Annotated in this window: 6 protein-coding genes; 5 read left to right on the top strand and 1 reads right to left on the bottom strand. The window is 56.1% G+C overall.

Going from position 1 to position 21220, the window contains the following annotated elements:
• Positions 1 to 1054: 1054 nt before the first annotated feature.
• From hisS to BN2106_RS01975, 4 genes are all read left to right on the top strand, one after another.
• Entirely contained in the window at positions 1055 to 2344 is a 1290-nt protein-coding gene (gene hisS, locus BN2106_RS01990) for a histidine--tRNA ligase (RefSeq protein WP_050696895.1), read from the top strand.
• 42 nt (positions 2345 to 2386) lie between these two features.
• On the top strand, positions 2387 to 4177 hold the full coding sequence (gene aspS, locus BN2106_RS01985) for an aspartate--tRNA ligase (RefSeq protein WP_050696894.1): 1791 nt from the start codon (positions 2387 to 2389) through the stop codon (positions 4175 to 4177).
• A 333-nt stretch (positions 4178 to 4510) separates the two neighbouring features.
• Complete coding sequence (locus BN2106_RS01980) at positions 4511 to 7759, top strand: lectin like domain-containing protein (protein ID WP_050696893.1); 3249 nt, start codon at positions 4511 to 4513, stop codon at positions 7757 to 7759.
• A 439-nt stretch (positions 7760 to 8198) separates the two neighbouring features.
• Positions 8199 to 11411, top strand: a complete 3213-nt coding sequence (locus BN2106_RS01975) for a lectin like domain-containing protein (RefSeq protein ID WP_050696892.1) — start codon at positions 8199 to 8201, stop codon at positions 11409 to 11411.
• A gap of 338 nt (positions 11412 to 11749) precedes the next feature.
• Here BN2106_RS01975 and BN2106_RS01970 read toward each other — a convergent pair whose 3' ends face one another.
• Entirely contained in the window at positions 11750 to 14008 is a 2259-nt protein-coding gene (locus BN2106_RS01970; RefSeq protein WP_050696891.1) for a sensor domain-containing diguanylate cyclase, read from the bottom strand.
• A gap of 407 nt (positions 14009 to 14415) precedes the next feature.
• Between BN2106_RS01970 and BN2106_RS01965 the strand changes: the two genes are divergently transcribed.
• Positions 14416 to 21003, top strand: coding sequence for a polysaccharide lyase family 8 super-sandwich domain-containing protein (locus BN2106_RS01965; RefSeq protein ID WP_050696890.1), 6588 nt, complete (start codon positions 14416 to 14418; stop codon positions 21001 to 21003).
• The last annotated feature ends 217 nt before the right edge of the window (positions 21004 to 21220 follow it).

The following is a 21220-nucleotide window of genomic DNA, read 5'->3' as shown; positions in this document are numbered from 1 at the left end:
AAGGGTGGCACCACGAGGAATACCCCTCGTCCCTTTCACCAAGGGACGAGGGGCTTTTTTAGTTTCCAGCCGGGACCTCCGGTCGGGACGGCGCGGGCGGAAGCTTAGTGTAAGCACAAACCCACGGATGCCCGCGACAGGACGTGCAACGTCTTCCGCACCTACGGTGGTTATCCCATAAGGTTGAATGCTATAAAAAAACGCAGAGGTTCCCCCCAACAACGTCCTCATGAAAAATGATAAAGCCCAGCTGATAATTTGCATAAAACCCATAAAAAGCAAACGCAGCCCAAGCTCCACCGGCAATGAAAAGCACGCCGTCCTCCCTGAGCATCCCAGGTATATGAGGATACCGGGGGTGTAGGGGGGCGTGAGTCGAACTAATACGGAGCCCAGCTCTCGCGCCCCCCTACGCGTGCCTTTGTCCAACTTTCGTGGCAAGACCGAAAGTTGGTGCCGCCCGGCATGAGGGCAACCAGCGGTTTTCTCCCGCTTTATCAAATGCGTAAAAGGTATAATGTTGCACATGCAATCAATTTGCTTGTTTTATGCAAAGCGTTTTTGGTTTTGTTTTTTTTATGCAAAATTGCCTATGCAACAACATCTGCTGTAATTGCGTATGAAGTAAAATAAAAGTTTTAAAGAAATGCAGTACATGTAATAAAGTTTCGTTTGCATTTCAAAAGCAACGAGTCTCATTGCTTCCGCAGTGTAAAAAATGTTTTAATAAAATTTGTTTTACTTTTTTAAAGTAAACAATCTTTGCTGTCGCTTTTCAAAGCGACGTAACCCCCGGCGAAAGCCGGGGTCACGAAAACCCGTGCGGCAGCACAACAGGTCCGTAAAGGACCCTATCACTCGTTCCCACTCGCTCTTCTCAGAAAGAGAGTTTCGTTCTCTGCGGAGAACGACCAAAGGCTCTGCCTTTGGAAACCGCCGCTTTTTAGAAAAGCGGAAAAACACATTTTAGCCATTCCCTGCAAGGTGAAAAGTGGGAAAATACATTTTAAGAGTAACTTTTACAGAAAAAGTACAATAAAAGAGAGGGATCCAGATGGAACTGATCAAAGCACAAAAAGGCACACAGGATATCCTGCCCGGACAGAGCGGAAACTGGCAGACGGTGGAAGACGTCATGCGCGACGAGGCGGCGCTCCACGGATTCGGGGAAATCCGGACGCCGGTCTTTGAGGATACGCGCCTGTTCCAGCGTTCCGTCGGTGAAACGACCGACGTGGTGCAGAAGGAGATGTATACCTTCAACGACAAGGGAGGCCGGTCCATTACCCTGCGGCCGGAGGGCACAGCGGGCGTCGTGCGCGCGTTGCTGGAACATGCGCTCTACAACAACGGCCTGCCGGTCAAGATGTACTATTTTACCACCTGCTACCGTTACGAGAACACACAGGCGGGCCGCCTGCGCGAGTTCCACCAGTTTGGCGCGGAATTGTTCGGCAGCAACAGCCCCAGCACGGATGCAGAGCTGATCGGGTTGGCGAAGGGTATCTTTGACCGGCTGAATATCCAGAACCTGCGTTTGGAGATCAATTCCATCGGCTGTCCGACCTGCCGCGCAAAATTCTACGACGCGCTCAAGGCGTATTTTGCCCAGTATCAGGACGAGCTGTGCGAGACCTGCCGTGGCCGTCTTGAACGCAATCCCATGCGCATTCTGGACTGCAAAAGTCCGGTCTGCTCCAAGATCGCGGCGGGCGCGCCGAAGATTCTGGATTACCTCTGCGATGACTGCAAAGCGCATTTTGAACAGGTGCAGACGTATCTGAATGCCGTTGGCATCGAATATACCGTCAACCCGACGATTGTGCGTGGACTGGACTACTACACCAACACGGTGTTTGAGTTTATCAGCAACGATCTTGGCGCGCAGAGCACCCTCTGCGGCGGCGGCCGGTATAACGGGCTGGTCGAGGAGATGGGTGGCCAGAAGATGCCCGCGCTTGGATTCGCCATGGGCATCGAGCGCCTGATGATGGTGATGGAAAAGCAGAAGATCGAGATGCCGGAGCCGAAGCGCTGCGACCTGTTTATAGCTTCTTTGGGCGCGGCGGCGCATCTGGAAGCGTTCAAGCTGGCTGCGGAGCTGCGCAAGAGCTCGATTATGGCGGCGTGCGACGAAAACGACCGCGGCCTGAAGGCGCAGATGAAATATGCGGACAAGATCGGCGCAAAATACAGTATGGTGCTGGGCGACGACGAGCTGGCGAACCAGTCCGCCGAACTCAAGAATATGGAGACCGGAGAAAAGAAAAAGATCAATCTGGCGGGAAATTTCGTGGAGCAGTTCGTCTGTATGCAAACAGAACAGGGAGACCTTGCATTTTAAAGAAAAAATACTTTTAGAAATACATTTTGGAGGTGCCATTCCATGGCGGAATTAATGACGGGCCTGAAGCGGTCCCATTACTGCGGGGAGCTCCGCGGTACGGAAATTGGAAAAGAAGTGACGGTCTGTGGCTGGGTACAACGCCAGCGCGATCTGGGCCAGCTGATCTTTATCGACCTGCGCGACCGCACAGGCCTGATCCAGCTTGCGTTTGACGACCACACCGACCGCGCTGTTTTTGACAAGGCGTTTGCTGCGCGCGCGGAATTCGTGCTCGCCGCGAAGGGCGTGGTGCGTGAGCGCTCATCCAAGAACCCGGAGCTGCCGACCGGCGACATTGAAATGGAAGTGACCGACCTGCGCGTACTGGCGAAGGCCGAAACGCCGCCGTTTGAGATTGTGGAGGATTCCAACGTCAAGGAGGATACCCGCCTGAAATACCGCTATCTGGACCTGCGCCGTCCGGACATGCAGGAAAAGATCATCGGCCGCCACAAGATTGTCAAGGTGGCGCACGACTATTTTGATCAGAACGGATTCATTGAAATCGAGACGCCGAACCTGATTAAGTCCACGCCGGAGGGCGCGCGCGATTATCTGGTTCCTTCCCGCGTGTTCCCGGGCGAGTTCTTTGCCCTGCCCCAGTCCCCGCAGCTTTTGAAACAGCTGCTGATGCTTTCCGGCTTTGACCGCTACATGCAGATTGCGCGCTGTTTCCGCGACGAGGACCTGCGTGCGGACCGCCAGCCGGAATTCACCCAGATCGACCTGGAGATGAGCTTTGTCGATCAGGACGACGTCATGGCTATCGGCGAGGGGTTCATGAAGAAGGTTTACAAGGAAGTGCTGGATATCGACATTGAAACGCCCTTCCGCCGCATGACCTGGCATGAGGCAATGGACCGCTTTGGCTCGGACAAGCCGGACCTGCGCTTCGGCATGGAGCTGACGGACCTGAGCGATTGTGTGCGGAACACGGAGTTCAAGGTATTTGCCGGTGCGCTGGCGGGCGGCGGTTCCGTGCGCGGCATCAACCTCAAGGGCAAGGCGGAAGCGCTCAGCCGCAAAGAGATTGACAAACTGACCGAGTGGATCAAGGCCTACGGCGCGAAAGGGCTGGCCTGGACGCGCCTGGCGGAGAAGGAAACCTCCTCCTATGAGAAGTTCCTCTCCGCGGACGAGGTCGCCGCGATCCGTTCCACCATGGGCGCGGAGCCGGGCGACGTGCTCCTGCTGGTGGCAAGCGACGAAAACGCGGTGGTTTACAGCTCCCTTGGCGCACTCCGCTGCAATCTGGCGGCGCGCTTTGACCTGATCGACACGAGCAAACCCTGCCTGCTGTGGATCACCGATTTCCCGATGTTTGAGTACAGCAAAGAGGACAACCGCTGGGTTGCGATGCACCATCCCTTTACAATGCCGCGCCCGGAGGACATTGAAAAGCTGAACACGAATCCCGGCGAGGTTTGCGCCGTGGCCTACGACATGGTGCTCAACGGCAACGAGGTCGGCGGCGGTTCCATCCGAATCAACGATCCGGAATTACAGGAGAAGATGTTTGAGGCGCTCGGCTTTACGCCGGAGGAGGCGCAGAAGCGCTTTGGCTTCCTGATCAATGCGTTCCGCTACGGCGCGCCGCCGCATGGCGGCATGGCGTTCGGTCTGGACCGCCTGGTCATGCTGATGCTCGGCTGCGACAGTATCCGCGAGGTCATCGCTTTCCCGAAGGTGGCGTCCTCCAGCGACCTGATGATGGAGGCCCCGGCGGGCGTGGACGCCAAACAGCTGGAAGAGCTGGGCATTTCCATCGGCAACCCGCAGGAACAGGCGTAAAAACAGAAAATGAAACCGGACGGCTTGCCGTCCGGTTTTTCTTATATGGGCCCTCCTTTGGGTTTTATATATTTTACTGAGCTAATCTTATAAAATATTGAAAATTATGCAGGATAAAAAATGTCTGTCGTCTTAATGTTCTCGATATTGAAAGATATGGGCGTTTATTTTTCGATTAAATTTAATAAAATGCAAGAAAATTCATAAATATTTCAATTAGAAACTTGACAGGAAAATTTTTCCGGAGTACAATCGGGGGTGTAAACGGACAGAAAAAGATTGTCCGTCCTGCTCCTTCGCGGAGTAAATTTAAGGAAAAGCGAGGTCGAGTTTATGAAATCAGGAAGCAAGATTGTCTCTTTGCTGATCGCGTGTTCCATGCTGACCACATCGTTCAGCGGAACCATGGCGTTTGCAAAGACGGACAGGCCCACGCCGGAACCGGTTGAGGGCGAAGTGGAAATGGGGACCGTGATGGGGTATTCCAGCTCCGGCATGGACACCTCCTACATGCTGCAGGATGTGCCCAAATCGAAAGCGCTCGCCCGCGCCGCAGCGGAGGAACTGCCCTCCGCCTACAACACGGTCGACGATGGACGTGTAACGCCGGAAGTGCGCGACCAGGCCGGATGGGGCACCTGCTGGGCATTTGCCGCAACGGGCGCGATTGCGTCCAGCCTGTACGATGAGCTCCAGGAGGACACGCCGGTGCTTTCCCCGGTCCATATGGCGTATTTTACATTCCACGCGATCGCCAACCCGGACGACCCGGCGGACAAGACGGACGGCGATACCTATCTGCCCTATGAGTACAACGCAAGCGATGTAGAGAAGCCCTACGTTGAGTATACCGGCGGCGGCAACAGCTTTGCCAGCACCTCGACCTTTGCCAGAGGCATGGGCCCGGTCCTGGAAGAAGAGGCCCCGTATCCGGAACCCTTCTATGATGTGGACAAGACCCCGTGGCTGGATCTGGACCCCGATCTGCAGTTCCATCAGGAGTATCGTCTGAACAACAGCAATTACCTGCCCAAATTCAACACGAAGGGTGAGCTGGACACCACTGCCATCAAACAGGCGCTGTATGAAAACGGCGGCAGCCTGGAGGTGGCCTACAACGCCAGCGGGACAAACGCACTTTATTATGAGGAAGAATATGAGCCGGCCATGATCGGTGAGTTTAACGGCCGGAAAGTCATCATGACCCACTATACCGGGTCTGAATTTACAGACTGCGGCCATGCGGTACAGATTGTCGGCTGGGACGACAACATTCCGAAGGAATACTTTAAAAACAGTAAGGACGAAAATCCGGAGCATGACGGCGGCTGGCTGATCCGCAACAGCTGGGGCGACTGGTCCTACATGCACGGCTATTTCTATATGTCTTACGACGAAGGCAGCATCACAGAGGTTTCCCAGTACACGGTAGCGGACGCCGATGAATTCGACCACAACTACCAGTACGACGGCACCGGCTGGTCCATGTCCGCGGGCGGCGAGGACAAGGGCGCGGCGGTCCCGATGGCCAACATCTTCAAAGCGGTTGGCGACGAGACCCTGCAGGCGGTTTCCTTCTACACCACGGACGCGGACGCGGAATATGCGATCCAGGTGTATACAAACACCAACAATTACAATCCGACCAGCGGCATCAAGGCGTACAAAGCGCCGCAAACCGGAACGGAAGCTTATCCGGGTTACCATACCGTTTATCTGGACGAGCCGGTCAATCTGAACGAGGGCGAGTATTATTCCGTCGTCGTCACCCTGAAGAACCCGCTTGCACGGGCGTTCCCGGTTGCAACGGAAATGAACGCGACCCTGGACAACTTCCGCGTGGAAGCGGCGATCAAACCGCACCAGAGCTTTATCAGCGTGGACGGCGGCAAGAATTGGATCGACATGGCGAGCGTTGGCAAGAACTACACGGCGCATTCCAAGAGAGTGGACCCGGCTTCTGAGAACCAGGGCGACTGGACCGGCAACATAAAGCCCGGCACCAGCGGCGTGAACATCGAAGTCGCGGGCGACTTTGACGGCGACGTATGGGATGAAATCGGCAACGTCTGCCTGAAGGCGTTTACGACAAACGGCCAGGAAGGCATCACCCCGGTGGAAGCACCGAGCGTCAAAGTGAAGTACAGCGTCGGCGCGGACATCAAGGCGACGGGCGACATCGAAGAAACCTATGATTTCCCGGGCTATTACCAAGGCAAAGTTTATGCGGGCGATACCGCGGTCCTGTCCTTTGTCCCCTATGCGGAAGGCAGAGAATTTGCGGGTGTGACCGTGAACGGCACAGCGGACGACAGCTTTGAAAAGAACCTGTATACCTACGAGGTAAAAGGCGGCGAAGAAGATACCGCTTTGGATTTCTCGTTTACCATTGTCAACAAGCTGGTGTTGAACACAGCGATCGAATTTGCGAAGGAAGCACAGGGCGGCGAGGAATACGCGGAGGCAATGCCGACCGTACAGAAGCTGATCGACAAAGCGCTGACAGCGGCGGAAGCGGTGGCGGATTCCAAGACGGCGGATCAGGCGGCGATCGACAAGGCCTGGAAAGACCTGATCGACGTGATCCAGCTGCTGCAATTCCGCAACGGCGATATGACGGCGCTGGAATTCCAGCTCACGATGGCAGCGCAGATGAATGAAGCGGATTTCACCGTTGACAGCTGGAATGCGATGATCGCGGTGCGCGACAGAGCGCAGGCGATGTTCGACGCGAAGGATTCCCTGCAGGAAGACATTGACGCGATGACAAAGGAGCTGAAGGAAGCGATTACCGCTTTGGTCCATGCGACAAGCAAGGATTCTCTCCAGCGTCTGGTTGACGAGGCACGCACGTATGATCTGGAGAAGTATCTGGAAACCGGCAAGGCGGAATTCCAGAAGGTTCTGGCGGCGGCGGTTGAGCTGCTCAAAAACGACAGTGCATCCCAGGCAGATTACAATGTGATGGAGTCCCGTCTGGCAATCGCGATGGCGGCCCTGCGGAAGATTCCGGACAGCGCCGAGCTGAACGAGCTGCTTGCGCGTTTTGCAAACACAAATGCTTCTGATTACACAGAAGAGACCTATGCGGCATACAGTGCCAGCGTGGAAGCGCTCGATGCGTTGGTAAAGAGCGGCGCTTCCAAAGAAGAAATCGGCGCGGCGTACTATATGGCGCTTGACAACGAAGAGAAACTGGCGCCGAAGACCTCCACGCCGGATTCCAACAAGGGTGGCAGCTCCGGTTCCACCGGCGGTTCCTCCTACGGCGGCGCGGGTACGGCGGTTGTTGGCGCAAACGTTGCACAGGCGGCGAGCGTTGTCTCCGACACGACAGTCAATTTCACCTTGAAGAGAGGCGCGGCGTATTGCTTTAAGATGACGGTTGTCAACGGCAACGGACAGGTTCCGGGCTTTACTGTCGGCAACGGCGATGTGCTCAAGACCCAGTTTGTCGCACAGATCGGCAACGCGTACTATTACAGAGTTTGGGCAATCGGCGCACCGGGCCAGAGCACGGGCGTCTATACCCAAATCTCCAACGCGGCGCCGCAGAAACATTGCGCGGTGACAATTGCTTAAAAGCTGGCCCCGGTCAGCTGCTGCAGGCACAATTTCCAACTGGCAGGTATCTGCCGGCAAGTGATCGTTAAAAAACAGAAATGAAAAAGGAACTGCCAAGGATGGTCTGTCCGAGGCGGTTCCTTTTGCTTTTTGGCCGGTCAAATACAAGAAAATAAGAAGTAAAATTTTAGGACGTTAAATTGGTAGATTAGTCAAGTGTTTGCGGCGTTTTCACGAATTTTATGCACTGTTTTTGTCGGAACATCAAAATTTAACGCCCTTAATCGTATCGATTTGATTTTTTTTATAATCTGATTTGTATAAAGATACAAAAGAATTAGTAAACCAACTTGACAGGAAAACATTACCAGAGTAAAATCGTTGATATAAATGGACGATAATTGACGTCCATATGCCCGATTTTAGGGCAAATTTACTACAAAGTGAGGTCGAGTTTATGAAAGCAGGATCCAAGGTATTATCCGTCATGATTGCCTGTTCGCTGCTGACCAGTTCCTTTGCGGGAACGGCGGCGTTTGCGGCGGCAAACCGCAAAGACCCCGAAGAAGGGGCTGCCATGGGAAAAAGAGTCAGCTCCTATTCTTCCCGAAAAATGGACATCTCCTACATGCTGAACGGTGCGCCGGTCACAAAAAAAGCGCTGGCGCGCGCGGCAAGTGAAGAACTTCCCGAAGCATACAACGCCGTGGAGAGCGGCGCTGTGACCCCAGAAGTGCGCAACCAGGGGAGCTGGGGCACCTGCTGGTCCTTCAGCGCCAACGGCGCAATGGCCTCCGACCTCTATGCGGACATGGGCGACGACGCGCCAGTGCTGGCGCCGGTTCATCTGGCGTATTTTGCATTCCATGGCCGCTCCAATCCAAGCGATCCGGCGGATAAGACCGACGGCGACACCTATCGCCCGTTCGAGTACAAAGAGTCCGACGCGGACAAGAAATTCCAGGAATATGTCATGGGCGGCAATACCTTTATTGCGACTGCGACGTTGAGCAGAGGCGAAGGCCCGGTGCTGGAAGAAGACCTTCCTTACCCGACAACGGCGGCGGAAAGAGACGCTTATGAAGATCTGGACCCGGAGATTCAGTTCAACCAGGAGTATCGTCTGGAGAGTACCAATTACCTGCCCACCCGCGACGCGGATGGAAAGCTGGACGGCACCGCGGTAAAGAAAGCTTTGCTGGAGGGCGGAAGCTTGGGCATCTCTTACAATACCAGAGGGTATAACTACAATGTGGATTACAATGGACAAAAAATTAAGACACAGTTTGGCGGCATGAAGTTCGGAGACTGCAACCATGCGGTGCAGATTGTCGGCTGGGACGACAACGTGCCGAAGGAGCTGTTTACCAACTACTACGGTACGCCGGAAAATGACGGCGCGTGGATCATCCGCAACAGCTGGGGCGTCGATGAGTACGGCGGCTATTTCTATATGTCCTATGACGAAGGCTCCATCACCGAAGTGATGCAGTACAACCTGGACAAGTCCGGGCAGGAATACGATCACCTCTATCAGTACGACGGCACCGGCTGGTCCATGTCCGCGGGCGCGGAAGAAAAGGATGCGCCGGTTTCCATGGCGAACGTCTTTACCGCGACCAGCGACGAGACGTTGAAGGCGGTTTCCTTCTACACCACGGATGCAAACGCGGAATACTCCATTCAGGTTTATACGCAGCTGCCGACCGGCTTCTACAAGCCGACGCAGGGCATCAAGGCCTATAAAGAACCCATCACCGGCACGGAAGCGTATCCGGGCTACCATACGGTTGCGCTGGACGAAGACCAGTTTGTCAACCTCTCCAAGGGTGAAAAATATGCCGTCGTTGTGACGCTGGAAAACCCACTGGGCCGGGCGTTCCCGATCGCAACCGAGATGAACGGCAACTTTGACAACGTCCGCTGCGTGGCCGCAATCAACGCGCGCCAGAGCTATCTGAGCATCGACGGCGAGGACTGGCAGGACGTTAAAACCATTGGAACCAATTACACAGCCATTCCGAAGAGAAACGCCGGCTCCTCCTCCGCGGAAGATCTGCAGGGCAAGCCCGGCACCAGCGGCGTCAATATTGAAGTCGCAGGCGATTTCGACGGCGACATGTGGGGCGCGCTCGGCAATGTCTGCCTGAAGGCGTTTACCACAGAGGGCCAGGAGGGCTTTGATCCGGTGGAAGCACCGAGCGTCAAAGTGAAATACAGTGTCGGCGCGGACATCAAGGCAAACGGCGACATCGACGAGACCTATGATTTCCCGGGCTATTACGAAGGCAAAGTTTATGCGGGCGATACCGCGGTCCTGTCCTTTGTTCCCTATGCAGAAGGCAGGGAGTTTGCGGGCGTCACCGTGAACGGCACAGCGGATGAAGCCTATGAAAAGAATCTGTATACCTACGAGGTAAAAGGCGGCGAAGAGGATACCGCTTTGGACTTCTCGTTTACCATTGTCAACAAGCTGGTATTGAATACAGCGGTCCAGTTTGCGAAGGAAGCCCAGAAGGGCGAGGAATACGCGGCGGCAATGCCGACCGTGCAGAAGCTGATTGATGAAGCGCTTGCGGCAGGCGTCGCAGTGGCGGAGTCCAAGACGGCGGACCAGGCGGCGATTGACAAGGCCTGGAAGGACCTGATTGATGTAATTCAGCTGCTGCAGTTCCGCAACGGCGACATGACGGAGCTGGCGTTCCAGCTCGAGATGGCCGGCCAGATGGATCCCGCATACTTCACCGCGGACAGCTGGAACGCGATGATCGCGGTGCGCGACAAGGCGCAGGCGATGTTCGACGCAAAGGATTCCCTGCAGGAAGACATCGACGCGATGGCGAAGGAACTCAAGGAAGCGATCACCAATCTGGTGTACAAAGCAACCAAGGAATCCCTTGAAAACCTGGTAAAAGAGGCGCAGTCCTACGACCTCGAAAAATATCTGGATACCGGTAAAGCGGAGTTCCAGACGGCCCTTGCCGCGGCGGTGGAGCTGCTCAAGAATGCCGACGCGACACAGAGCGATTACAATGTAATGGAATCCCGTCTGGCGATCGCGATGGCGGCCCTGCGGAAGATTCCGGACAGCGCTGAGCTGGACGAGTTGCTGGAGCGCTTTGCAAATATGAACGCATCCGATTACACGGAAGAGACCTATGCGGCGTACAGCGCCAGCGTCGCGGCTCTCGCGGAGCTGGTCAACAGCGGCGCTTCCCCGGAGGCGGTAACCGAAGCGTATTATGAGGCGATCGAAAAAGAAAACGAGCTGGCGGCCAATCCGAATGTGCCGGCTTCCAAGCCCAGTAAGCCCAGCGGCGGCTCCGGCGGTTCTTCCGGCGGCGGTTCCTCCTACGGCGGCGCGGGCACAGCGGTTGTCGGCGCGAACGTCGCACAGGTGGCGCGCGTTGTCTCCGATACCACGGTCAACTTCTCGCTGAAGAGAGGCGCGGCATATTGCTTCAAGATGACCGTCGTCAACGGCAACGGCCAGGTTCCGAGCTTCACCGTCGGCAACGGCGATGTGCTCAAGACCCAGTTTGTGGCGCAGATCGGCAACGATTACTACTACAGAGTCTGGGCGGTCGGCGCACCGGGCCAGAGCACCGGCGTGTATACCGCTTTGGCGGGTGCTTCCGCAGTGAAACATTGTGCGGTGACAATCGCTTAAAAGAAACAAACTGCTGCCGGAGAGGATCGCCGCTTGATGAACAGCGCCTGCAGGCGCCCTGTTAGGAAGGCGGGTCCACTGGAAAGCCCCCGCAGGCGTGTGGAACGCGCTGTCCACGGCCCGGCCGGCGGAGGCTGCGGCAGACGGTAAAAGTCAAAAGAGCAGAGAGGGCTCCGGCCATTGGCCGGAGCCCTCCCTGACTGAATAAGGGGCAGAACGGCAGGTTTGCGGATGATACCCCATATAAAAACAGCATCAAAACAGGCTTATTCCCCCGCTTTCAGCAGGGAAATAAGCCTGAAATTTTTATACAAACCCAGCGTGCCGATACAAAGTCCTCAGGGTTCATCCTCTTTTAGTTTATACTGTGAAACGTCGTGGCAGCTGAGCAGGACCGCCCGGTTTCCCTCCCAGCGGATATAGGTTGCGTCGGCAAGCGTCCAAAGATGCAGGATCGGATTGTAGACTTCCTCCGTATAGTTGTCCCGCTCTTCCGTCAGCATGCGCATGGGACAGTTCTCACATGGCTGCTCCCGGTGGAAATAGGCGTCAAAACAACGCATCCCCAACTTTGCGTCCGGTACCAGTTCCCGTGTCCGCCGGTTGATATACCGCATTTCATAGGTGTTGGGATCGATCACGTAAATCCAGGAATTCTGATTGTCCAGAATGGTCTGCAGCAGCAGGGCCGACCGCTCAACGCGTTCCTGCGCGCGCCATTTCAGCAGGAAGATGCTGAGGATCTCGGAGATGAACGCCAGCGCATTGATCTGCTCCTTATCCCAAAAACGGTTGCTCCGGCAGTCGTCAAAGCCTACGTACCCGCAAAATACGCCGTCGTTGTAGATGGCGCTTTGCAGCAGGGCTTTAATGCCCTGTGCTTTCAGAATTTCGTACTGCTCCGGAACCAGCGTGGCAATATCCCTGCAATAAAAAATGCCGTCCTCATTAAAGTTTTCCAGATAGTCCGTGCCCAGGTCCGCATAGGCGACCTGACGCAGGTTTTCTATTTCCGGAGAGACGCCCTCATTGCACCATTCAAAGGTGTTGCAACAGTAGAGGTTGTCTTCCGTATTCTCAAAGATATAGGCACGGCTGACGTCAAACCGCCTGCCGACAATTTCCAATATGGTGTTGACGGCGGCTTCTGTGTCCGTCGCCTGGTAGAGAATGTGAAACACGTATTCCGACAGCTCCCGCATGGTCCGGTTTTCGTTGTCGGAATCGATCTTTGCGCTGACAAAGGTACGGATTTTGGAGGGCATACCCGGGAAGTGGTGCTGTTGCTCCTCCGAATTAAAGGAAATATGGCAGTTTTTCCCCGCGTTTTTCGCCTGATAGAGGGCCAGGTCCGCCTGGTGGTACAGTTCTTTATAGACTTTCCCGTCCTCCGGGAAGCGAGCGGAGCCGATGCTGCAGGAGACCAGCTCGATGCCCGCGCCGTCAACCTGAATGTGGCGGATGGCGTCGATCACCTGCGCTGCTTTCTTTTCTACAATTTCCCTGTTGTTGATGTGGCACATGTAGACGAGGAATTCGTCTCCCCCGATGCGCCCCACAATGTCCGTCCGGCGAAACTGCGATTCAATCGCGTGGGCCGCTTCCACCAGGAAGGCGTCGCCGAACAGATGGCCCATGGCATCGTTGACATATTTGAAGTTATCGATATCGATGATCAGCAGCGCGCAATTTGCCTTTTGCTGCGCGCACATTTTCAGACGTTCCTCAATTAATTTTTGGGAGGCCCCTTTATTGTACAGTCCGGTCAGCGGGTCGCGCTGGGCGATGTCCATCAACTTCTGCGCCTGCCGCTTCTCGTCGTCAATATCGATGATGACGCCCACCGCCTTGATGGGCCGTCCGGTCTCGTCGTACTGTGTGGTAAAGCGTGCGCGGCACCACAGATAGGAACCCTCCAGTGCCTGCAGGCGGAATTCCACCTCTATATACGGCGTACCTTTGCGCAGCGCACGCAGCGCATCCAAAAAATACGTAATATCGTCCGAAAGAATATGGGAATCGCAGGGCAGCCGGGAACTGACTTCCCGGGAAATCGGCACATACTGGAATTTCTTGCTCCAATTGGGGGAATAGCTGAAGGTATCCAGTACCATATCCCATTCCAAAATAATATCGTCCGTCTGGTCGATAATGATCTGGTATCGCTCCAGGCTCAGCCGCAGTTCTTCCTGAATCCGTTTGCTGTTGGTAATGTCCATCAGCGTACAGCAGTAATAAACCTGACCGTCCCGGTCCCGGCTCAGCCTTCCCTGCTCCCGAACCCAGATAATCCGCCCGTCTGCCCGCGGGACCCGGTACTCAATTTCGCAGTCCGATTCCAGCTCAAGGCAGTATGTAATCTCCTTTTCAACAATGGCACGGTCACGCTGATCAATTATGCGGTGGTAGCTGTTCTGGAATTTCTGCCGAATTTCCTCGCAGGTATAGCCGAACATCTGCAGAAAATCGGAGTTGACCTCCAGAATCTGCCAGTCCCCGTCCGCCCGGCAGCGGTACATCCCGCCCGGGAATTCGCTTTTGACCAGCCTGGGTGTCTCCAGATTCCCAGCAGAGGGATAACGCTGTTCTTGGTTCATTCCGCCGCCCCTTTTCGTTCCTTCCCCGGTAAAACGCCCCTGCCTTTACAGGGACTGCATACATGCTCTATCCTGTTAGATAGATAAATTATACTGCCGAAATAAAGATAAGTCAAACACAATTACATGCGGTGTAAAGGGATTTTACATCCAATTGTAAAATGTTTTCCAATGAAACACTATGGCTTATGGATGATCAGCAAGCGGTGCAATCTCGTGCAACAAACACTGTTTTTTTATGGAATGAAAAAGGATTTTATTGACAATGTAAAAAAGGTATGTTTAAATAGAGTTAAATTACTTTTTTGGTTTAATAGTATGTTGAATGATGTTTTAAGGGGGGATACATAACTGACGAAGAGACGAAGGACGCTCATACTTGAAAGATGCGAAATGGAGGAACAAAGATGAAAAAGAACTGGCTGGCGCTTTTGCTGGCAATGGTTATGTTGCTGACCGGTACCGGGTTCAGCGCGCCCGCCGCGCTCGGCGCGCGGGAGGAATTGGACGCGTATGACCAACTGCGGCTGAAATGGTACGATATGGCGGTTGGCGGGGAATACGACGAGAATGATCCCGCTTTGCAGCCGATGATCCAGTCGATCAGCGACACGGCGCAGGGCTACTGGGAACGCATGAATCCCAATCCCGTGTGCAACGCGGTCAACGGACGGTATCAGGGCGCGTCCGGTGCGGGCGATTCCTCCCAGGATTACCTGTGGGAGGAATATCCGCTGGGCTGGCGCGGCGGGTCGATCGATTCCAACAGTATCCACTTTACCTATCAGTATCTGCGCGCCATGGCTTTGGCGCACGAGACAAAGGGCTGTGCGCTCTATCAAAATGCGGACTTGCTGGCCGATATCGAACGCGGCCTGGATTACCTGTACACCAACCACTTCAATGAAAGCGTCAGCAGCTACAGCAACTGGTTCGGCTGGGGCATCGGCGGGCCGGTCTACCTGAACGAGACGCTGATTCTCCTGTATGACTCCCTCCCGCAGGAAAGCATTCAAACATACGCATCCGTTTCCCGCAAATGGGCGGAGAACAACATGGGCGGCGCCGCCAATTCCCTGTGGCAGCTGCGTGCCAGCATGTACGCGGGCATTCTTTTAAAGGACAACCAGGGCAATTACAAGGGCTCCCGGATGACCGGCGGCGAGATGCTCAAGCGCGTGCAGTCCAAAGTGCCGGATTATCTGGGCTATGTGACCAGCGGAGACGGCTATTATAAGGATGGCACCTATATTGCGCATGGGAACATTACATACAACGGCGGCTATGGCTACACGGCCCTTTCCGAATCCTGCCACCTGTTGTACATGCTCCACGGCACGCCCTGGGAGATTCAGGACGAAAAGTCGAAAAATGTATTCCAGTGGATTTATGATTCCTATGAGGCCATCATTTACAACGGCCTGCTGATGGACGCGTTCCGCGGCAGGGAGGTTGCCCGGACCGATATGAAGCAGGCGGATGCGGCCATCATCATCGCCAACTCCATGCTGATGGCAATCGAAATGGCGGAGCCGGAAGACGCCGCAAATTTCAAAGCCATGATCAAGCAGTGGTACGCGGGCAATGATTACACGCTGAATAACCTGAACGAAAGCGCGGACCTGCCGTGGCATAAATTCCCGATGGATACGGTGGTGCGCATCCTGAACATTGTGGACGACCCGTCCATCCAGCCCCGCAATCTGACCGGGAAGTATATCCAGTTTGCGCAGGGCGACCGCGCGGTACAGCGCGGGGACGGCTATTCCGCTGCCGTGACGATGTCCTCCAAACGGATTGCCCATTCGGAGAGCACCAGCTGGGACGTCAACGTAAAGGGCTGGAACCTCGGGAGCGGGATGACCTACCTTTATAACGGCGATTTGGAACGGTACGACGGGAACAATAAGCCGACCATCGACTGGAACCGGCTGCCCGGAACCACCTCTGTCTACAACAAAACAGTGGGACAGGGAACCTCCTCCGCCGCGTTTGCGGGCGGCGTCACCGATGGGGCGTACGGCGTGTCCGGCATGCAGCTTGCCGCGCCCGGTACAAACCTGAAGGCGAAGAAATCCTGGTTCCTGTTTGACGATGAGGTTGTCGCGCTGGGCGCGGATATTCGTTCCAGCGGCGATTCCGCTTCCACGGAAACCACGTTTGAAAACTATATGATCGGGGATGCAGGCAACAACCGCCTGGTCGTCGACGGACAGGAACAGCCGGCGGCGCCCGGCTGGAACGCGCAACTGGAGAATGTCGGCTGGCTGAACATCCAGGCGAATGCGGATGGCGCGGACCTTGGCGTTTATTTCCCGGAAAAAGAGACCGTGCAGGCCAAGCGCGAAGCGCGCACCGGGAAATGGACGGACCTCGGCGGCTACAACACGGATACGACCCCTGTCTCGGCAAACTATATCACCCTCTGGAAAGACCACGGCGTCAATCCCGAAAACGGGCGCTACGCCTATGTCCTGCTGCCCAACCGCTCAGCGGATGAGACCGCCGATTATGCGCAGGGAAGCGACATAACCGTCCTGCGCAATGACGCGCAGGTACAGGCCGCTTATGAGAAAAACCTCAACCTGGTAGGCGCGAACTTCTGGGAAGCGGCGTCTCTTGACGCAAATGGAATGACGGACTATCTCTCCGCGGACGCGGCTGCCTCCGTCATGGTGCGCGAGAACGACAGGGAGCTGACGCTCTCCGTCTCTGACCCGACGCAGGAAAATACGGGAAGCATCCGCCTGGAGCTGAACCGCTCGGCATACAATGTGCTTTCCGCCGACCCGGGCGTGGAGGTGCTTTCGACTTCTCCGACGATCCAGCTCAAGGTAAATGTCAACAAAGCAAAAGGCAAAACCTTCTCGGTAAAACTTTCCTTTACAGACTCGCTAGACGTGCCGGAACAGACCGCGATCCAGTCGCTCCGTTCCGAAGGCGATGAGGTTGTGGTGGAGCTGGCTCCCGCGGCACGCGCCACCGGCTACACGCTGCAATACGGTGTCGAGCCGGGCGTCTATCCCTATGAACAGTCCACGAGCGGCACGACCGTACGCCTGAACGGCCTGACGGCGGGCCAGACCTACTACTTTACGGCGGTCGCGTTCAACGGGTCCGGCGAGGGCCCGGCGGCGGAGGAAAAGAGCTTCTCCGTGCCGCTGACCACGCAGTTTACCGATGCGTACGACACACTGGACAAGATATTGGACTACAGTTCCAACATTTTGTTGGAAGCGTCCGACGGCGCAAACTTTGGCGGCGATACGTCCACGCTCAAACGCGGTACAATGGACGACGGCTGGCTGGCCTATTCCCTGCCGTCCCTCTCCGACTTTACGCTGGTTTCCTATATCCACTCCACCGGCCCCGGTACGGTGACGCTGTTCGCTTCCCCGGACAATGCGGCATGGACACAGGTGGAGACGAGCGACAAAACCTCCGGCAGCGGCTGGGTCCGCCATACCTTAACGCCGAAAAACGGCGTCCCGGAGGGAACCAATTACCTCAAAATTGTCCTGTCCGGCAATAAAAAGGCGTGGAGCCCGCAGCTTTCCAGCCTGACGGCGACCGTTGCCAACGGTGTCAAGGAGCGCCGGCTCGTGGATTCCATGGGAGACTTCTCCAAGCTGTACCGCGCGGACAACGCCGTTCTGCAAAACGGGACGGTGACCGCGGCGGAAGGGAGCCCTGCTTCCCTTGTCTACAGCATGACGAATATGCGGGAGATCGCCGTGCAGTTGTCCGGCGACGTGAAACTTTCCGTTTCCAACGATGGCGAAGCATACACGGATGCCGCGCTTGAGACGGTGGACGGCACATACCGTGCGGCCCTGAACGGCGCCTCCTATTGCAGGCTCACCCTGGAAGACGGTGCGTCGGTCAGCGGGGTGCAGATCGACTACCTGCACGAGATCGCGCCGGTTGAAGCCATCCGTTTTGAAGAAGAAAGCCTTTGTGCCGTAGCGCAGTACCATTCGACCCCTGTGGTGAAAAAAGCCCCGATGAACGGCACGGGCGAATTGCTCTATATGTCTTCTGATGAAGAGGTTGCTTCTTATTCAGACGGCGTGCTGTACGGCAGGGCGGCTGGAAAAGCAGAATTGACCGTTTTCGTTTTAGGAGGAAATGTATCTGACACGGCGTCCGTGTCGGTCTATAACAATGCGGCGCTGAAAAAGGCCGCCGCCGGCAGTGAGAATACGCTGAATTACACGCCTGACAAAGCGTTTGACGGGAACCTCAACGATTCCGCGCGCTGGCAGTCCTCCGGAAACGGCGCGGCTTGGATTCAGGTGGATCTGGGCAAGCCGACGAAGATTGAAAGAATGGACCTCTTCTGGGATACCGTTGCGGATTATCAGATCCAATTTTCCGAGGACGGCGAAAACTGGAGCGAACCGGTCGTGTGCGCGGCGGCGGACGGCAAAACCCTTGCCATTGAAACGCCGGGAACCAAAGCGCGCTACGCCAAATTGACCGGATTGACGGACAACGCCGTCTACGGCCTGATCGAATGGCGGCTGCTGAACAGCGAAAACGCGGACAGCGGTTCAGAAAACGCCGTCACCAATCTTGCGCTGAACCAGCAGACTCTTTGCAGCAATGAAAATACCTCCGGCGGCTATCCGGCGAAAAACGCCGTGGACGGCGATTTGGAAACCCGCTGGGATGTGGACAAATCCCACCGCGACGATACCCAGTGGATCGCCGTCGATCTGGGCGAACGCTCCACCGTGGCCGCCGTCAACCTGAATTTTGAGGCGGCGTACGCCAAGGAGTACAAAATTCAGATTTCCGACGATGGGGCCCATTGGACGGACCTGCTGGCCAACAACGCGGGCGCTGCCGGTTGGAACCGCCATGAGCTGGAACGACCGGTGGAGGCCCGGTATGTCAAAATGCAGTGCGTCAAGCGGGGCACCACCTACGGTGTCAGCCTGTACGAATTCGAGGTGATGGGCTATAATGCCTCTTCCGCGGAGCCGGTGGAAGTGACCGCTCTTGCGATGGAGCAGACAGCGGTGAAGATTCTGTGCGGCAGGACGGTCCAACTGGACGTTGCGACCGAGCCGAAGCAGGTCAGCGCGGCGAGCATTGCGTGGGAATCCTCTGATCCCGCGGTTGTGTCCGTCGATGCGAACGGTTTCATTACAGCCCGCACAGAGGGTGTGGCGACGATTACCGCGAGCGCGGTTTTGAACCCGGCGGTCAAGGCGGAATGCACCGTCACAGTCGCGCCGTACGGCGGCGTCCCGGTGCCGGTGGAGTCCGTGAGCATCTCCGGCGCGCCGGAAAATGCACTGAAGACGGGCGAGCAATGGAACCTGACCGCCGTTGTCCTGCCGGAAAACGCTTCCAACCGGAATGTGCAGTGGGCCAGCAGCGACACGTCCGTCGCCAGGGTTAACAGCCGTGGCGTTGTGACCGCGGTCGGAGAGGGTACGGCGGTGATTACCGCCCGGAGCGTCGTTTCCGACTATGCAGGGCGCGTGGAACTGACTGTGGAACCGAAGGAAGCGCCTTCCGCCCATGTGCTGTCCGTACAATACGGCGCCAACGCGACGATGGAGCTGACCGGCGACGTGGAAAAAGAAATCCTTGTAAGGGATGGCCTGTATGCCGCGTCGGTGGTCGGCGGCACAGAGCTGACCCTGCAATTTGCCCCGAAGGGGGAGGACGTAAGCTTCCGTTCCGCTACCCTGAACGGGGAACCGGTGGACGGCGTACAGCCTCACGGCCTGACCGTTGCGTATGCAATGAAAAACAGCAATACCAATCTGACCTTTGTCTTTGAGGTGGTCCGCAAAGCGACGCTGAAGACCATCCTGGATACCGCCGGGGAACTGGCGGACGGCGAAGAATTTCAAAACGCGGTTCCCTCCGTACAGAGGAAGTTTACGGCGGCGTTGAAAGCGGCGCGGGCCGTCTACGCGGACGATACCGCCACACAGGAAGCGGTTGACGGCGCGTGGAGCGACCTGCTCAAGGCCATTCATTTCCTGTCCTTTGCAAAGGGCGACAAGACCCAGTTGGAAAATCTGGCGTCTTTGGCGGAAACCCTGGAGGCGGCCGATTTCACAGAGGCGAGCTTCGCCCGTATGACGGCGTCGCTGGAAGCGGCGTACGATGTTCTGGCGGAGGAAGACGCGCTTGTAAAGGATGTACAGGACGCGTATGACGCGTTGTACAGCGCGCTGAATCAGTTGGACCGCACGGCAGACAGCACAGAGCTGGAAAGCCTGCTTGCCAAGGCGGCGGAGATTGAAAACAGCCTGAACCTCTATCTGACAGACGGAAAGCAGGCGTTTACCGAAGCCCTCGCGGATGCGAGAGAAGCCCTGGAGAACAACACCGCGTCCCAGAAGGAACTCGACGCGGCAGCATCATCGTTGGCTTCCGCCATGGCGGCCCTGCGCAAGCTGGCGGACAAAACCCAGCTGGAGGAGCTGCTGAAGGAGGCGGACGCGAAGGACCTGAGCCTCTACACTTCTTCCAGCGCGGCACAGTTCCTTGCCGACCGCAACGTGCTGCGTGCACTGGTCAACCGCACCGAAGTTTCCGAGCAGGAAGCGGACGCGGCGGTAAAATCCTATCTGGTCGCGGAGGGCAATCTCAAACCGGCGGATCAAAATACTGGCTCTTCTTCCGGCGGTTCCTCCAAAAAACCGCAGCGCAGCACGGTTGGAACACAGGTGCTTCCGGCTTCCCCGCTTGCGGCGGCGGCCCGCTCCGTGATCTCCGATACCACCGCGCCGTTTACCGTGAAGAGAGGCAGCGCGTACTGCTTTAAGATGACGGTTGCCGATACAAGCGCCGTGCCGGGCTTTACGGTCGGCAACGGCTCTGTTTTCAAAACGCAGTTTGTGGCGAAGATCGGTAGCAATTATTATTACAGGGTCTGGGCGATTGGAATACCCGGCCAGAGCACCGGCGTGTATACCACAATGGCAGGCGAACCTTCCCAGAAGCACTGTGTAGTGACTGTTGGCTAAGAGATTCGTTTAAACCAATTAAGAGAATCGCCTCTTGGCGAACAGAGCTTGGAAATACCCTGGTTTGAAAGAGGCTTCCACTGAAAAGCACCGTAGGTGTGATGGACGTTGCGCGTCCGCGTGCTGACCGCAGGTCCCCGGCGAAGCGCTGCGGCGGCACTGTGTGGTCACCGTCGGTTTACAAAGAAATCCAGATCATTTTATAAAAGCAGAGAGC

This window comes from Anaeromassilibacillus senegalensis (genome assembly GCF_001261775.1).
GTDB classification, from domain to species: domain Bacteria; phylum Bacillota; class Clostridia; order Oscillospirales; family Acutalibacteraceae; genus Anaeromassilibacillus; species Anaeromassilibacillus senegalensis.
The sequence above is the reverse complement of the archived record's forward strand: the minus strand, read 5'-3'. Positions and strand labels throughout refer to the sequence as shown.

What these genes read in the sequence shown, in the direction of transcription:
- BN2106_RS01980 (WP_050696893.1), top strand. Translation starts at nt 4,511, where the DNA reads ATGAAATCAGGAAGCAAGATTGTCTCTTTGCTGATCGCGTGTTCCATG.
- aspS (WP_050696894.1), top strand. Translation starts at nt 2,387, where the DNA reads ATGGCGGAATTAATGACGGGCCTGAAGCGGTCCCATTACTGCGGGGAG.
- BN2106_RS01975 (WP_050696892.1), top strand. Translation starts at nt 8,199, where the DNA reads ATGAAAGCAGGATCCAAGGTATTATCCGTCATGATTGCCTGTTCGCTG.
- hisS (WP_050696895.1), top strand. Translation starts at nt 1,055, where the DNA reads ATGGAACTGATCAAAGCACAAAAAGGCACACAGGATATCCTGCCCGGA.
- BN2106_RS01965 (WP_050696890.1), top strand. Translation starts at nt 14,416, where the DNA reads ATGAAAAAGAACTGGCTGGCGCTTTTGCTGGCAATGGTTATGTTGCTG.
- BN2106_RS01970 (WP_050696891.1), bottom strand. Translation starts at nt 14,008, where the DNA reads ATGAACCAAGAACAGCGTTATCCCTCTGCTGGGAATCTGGAGACACCC.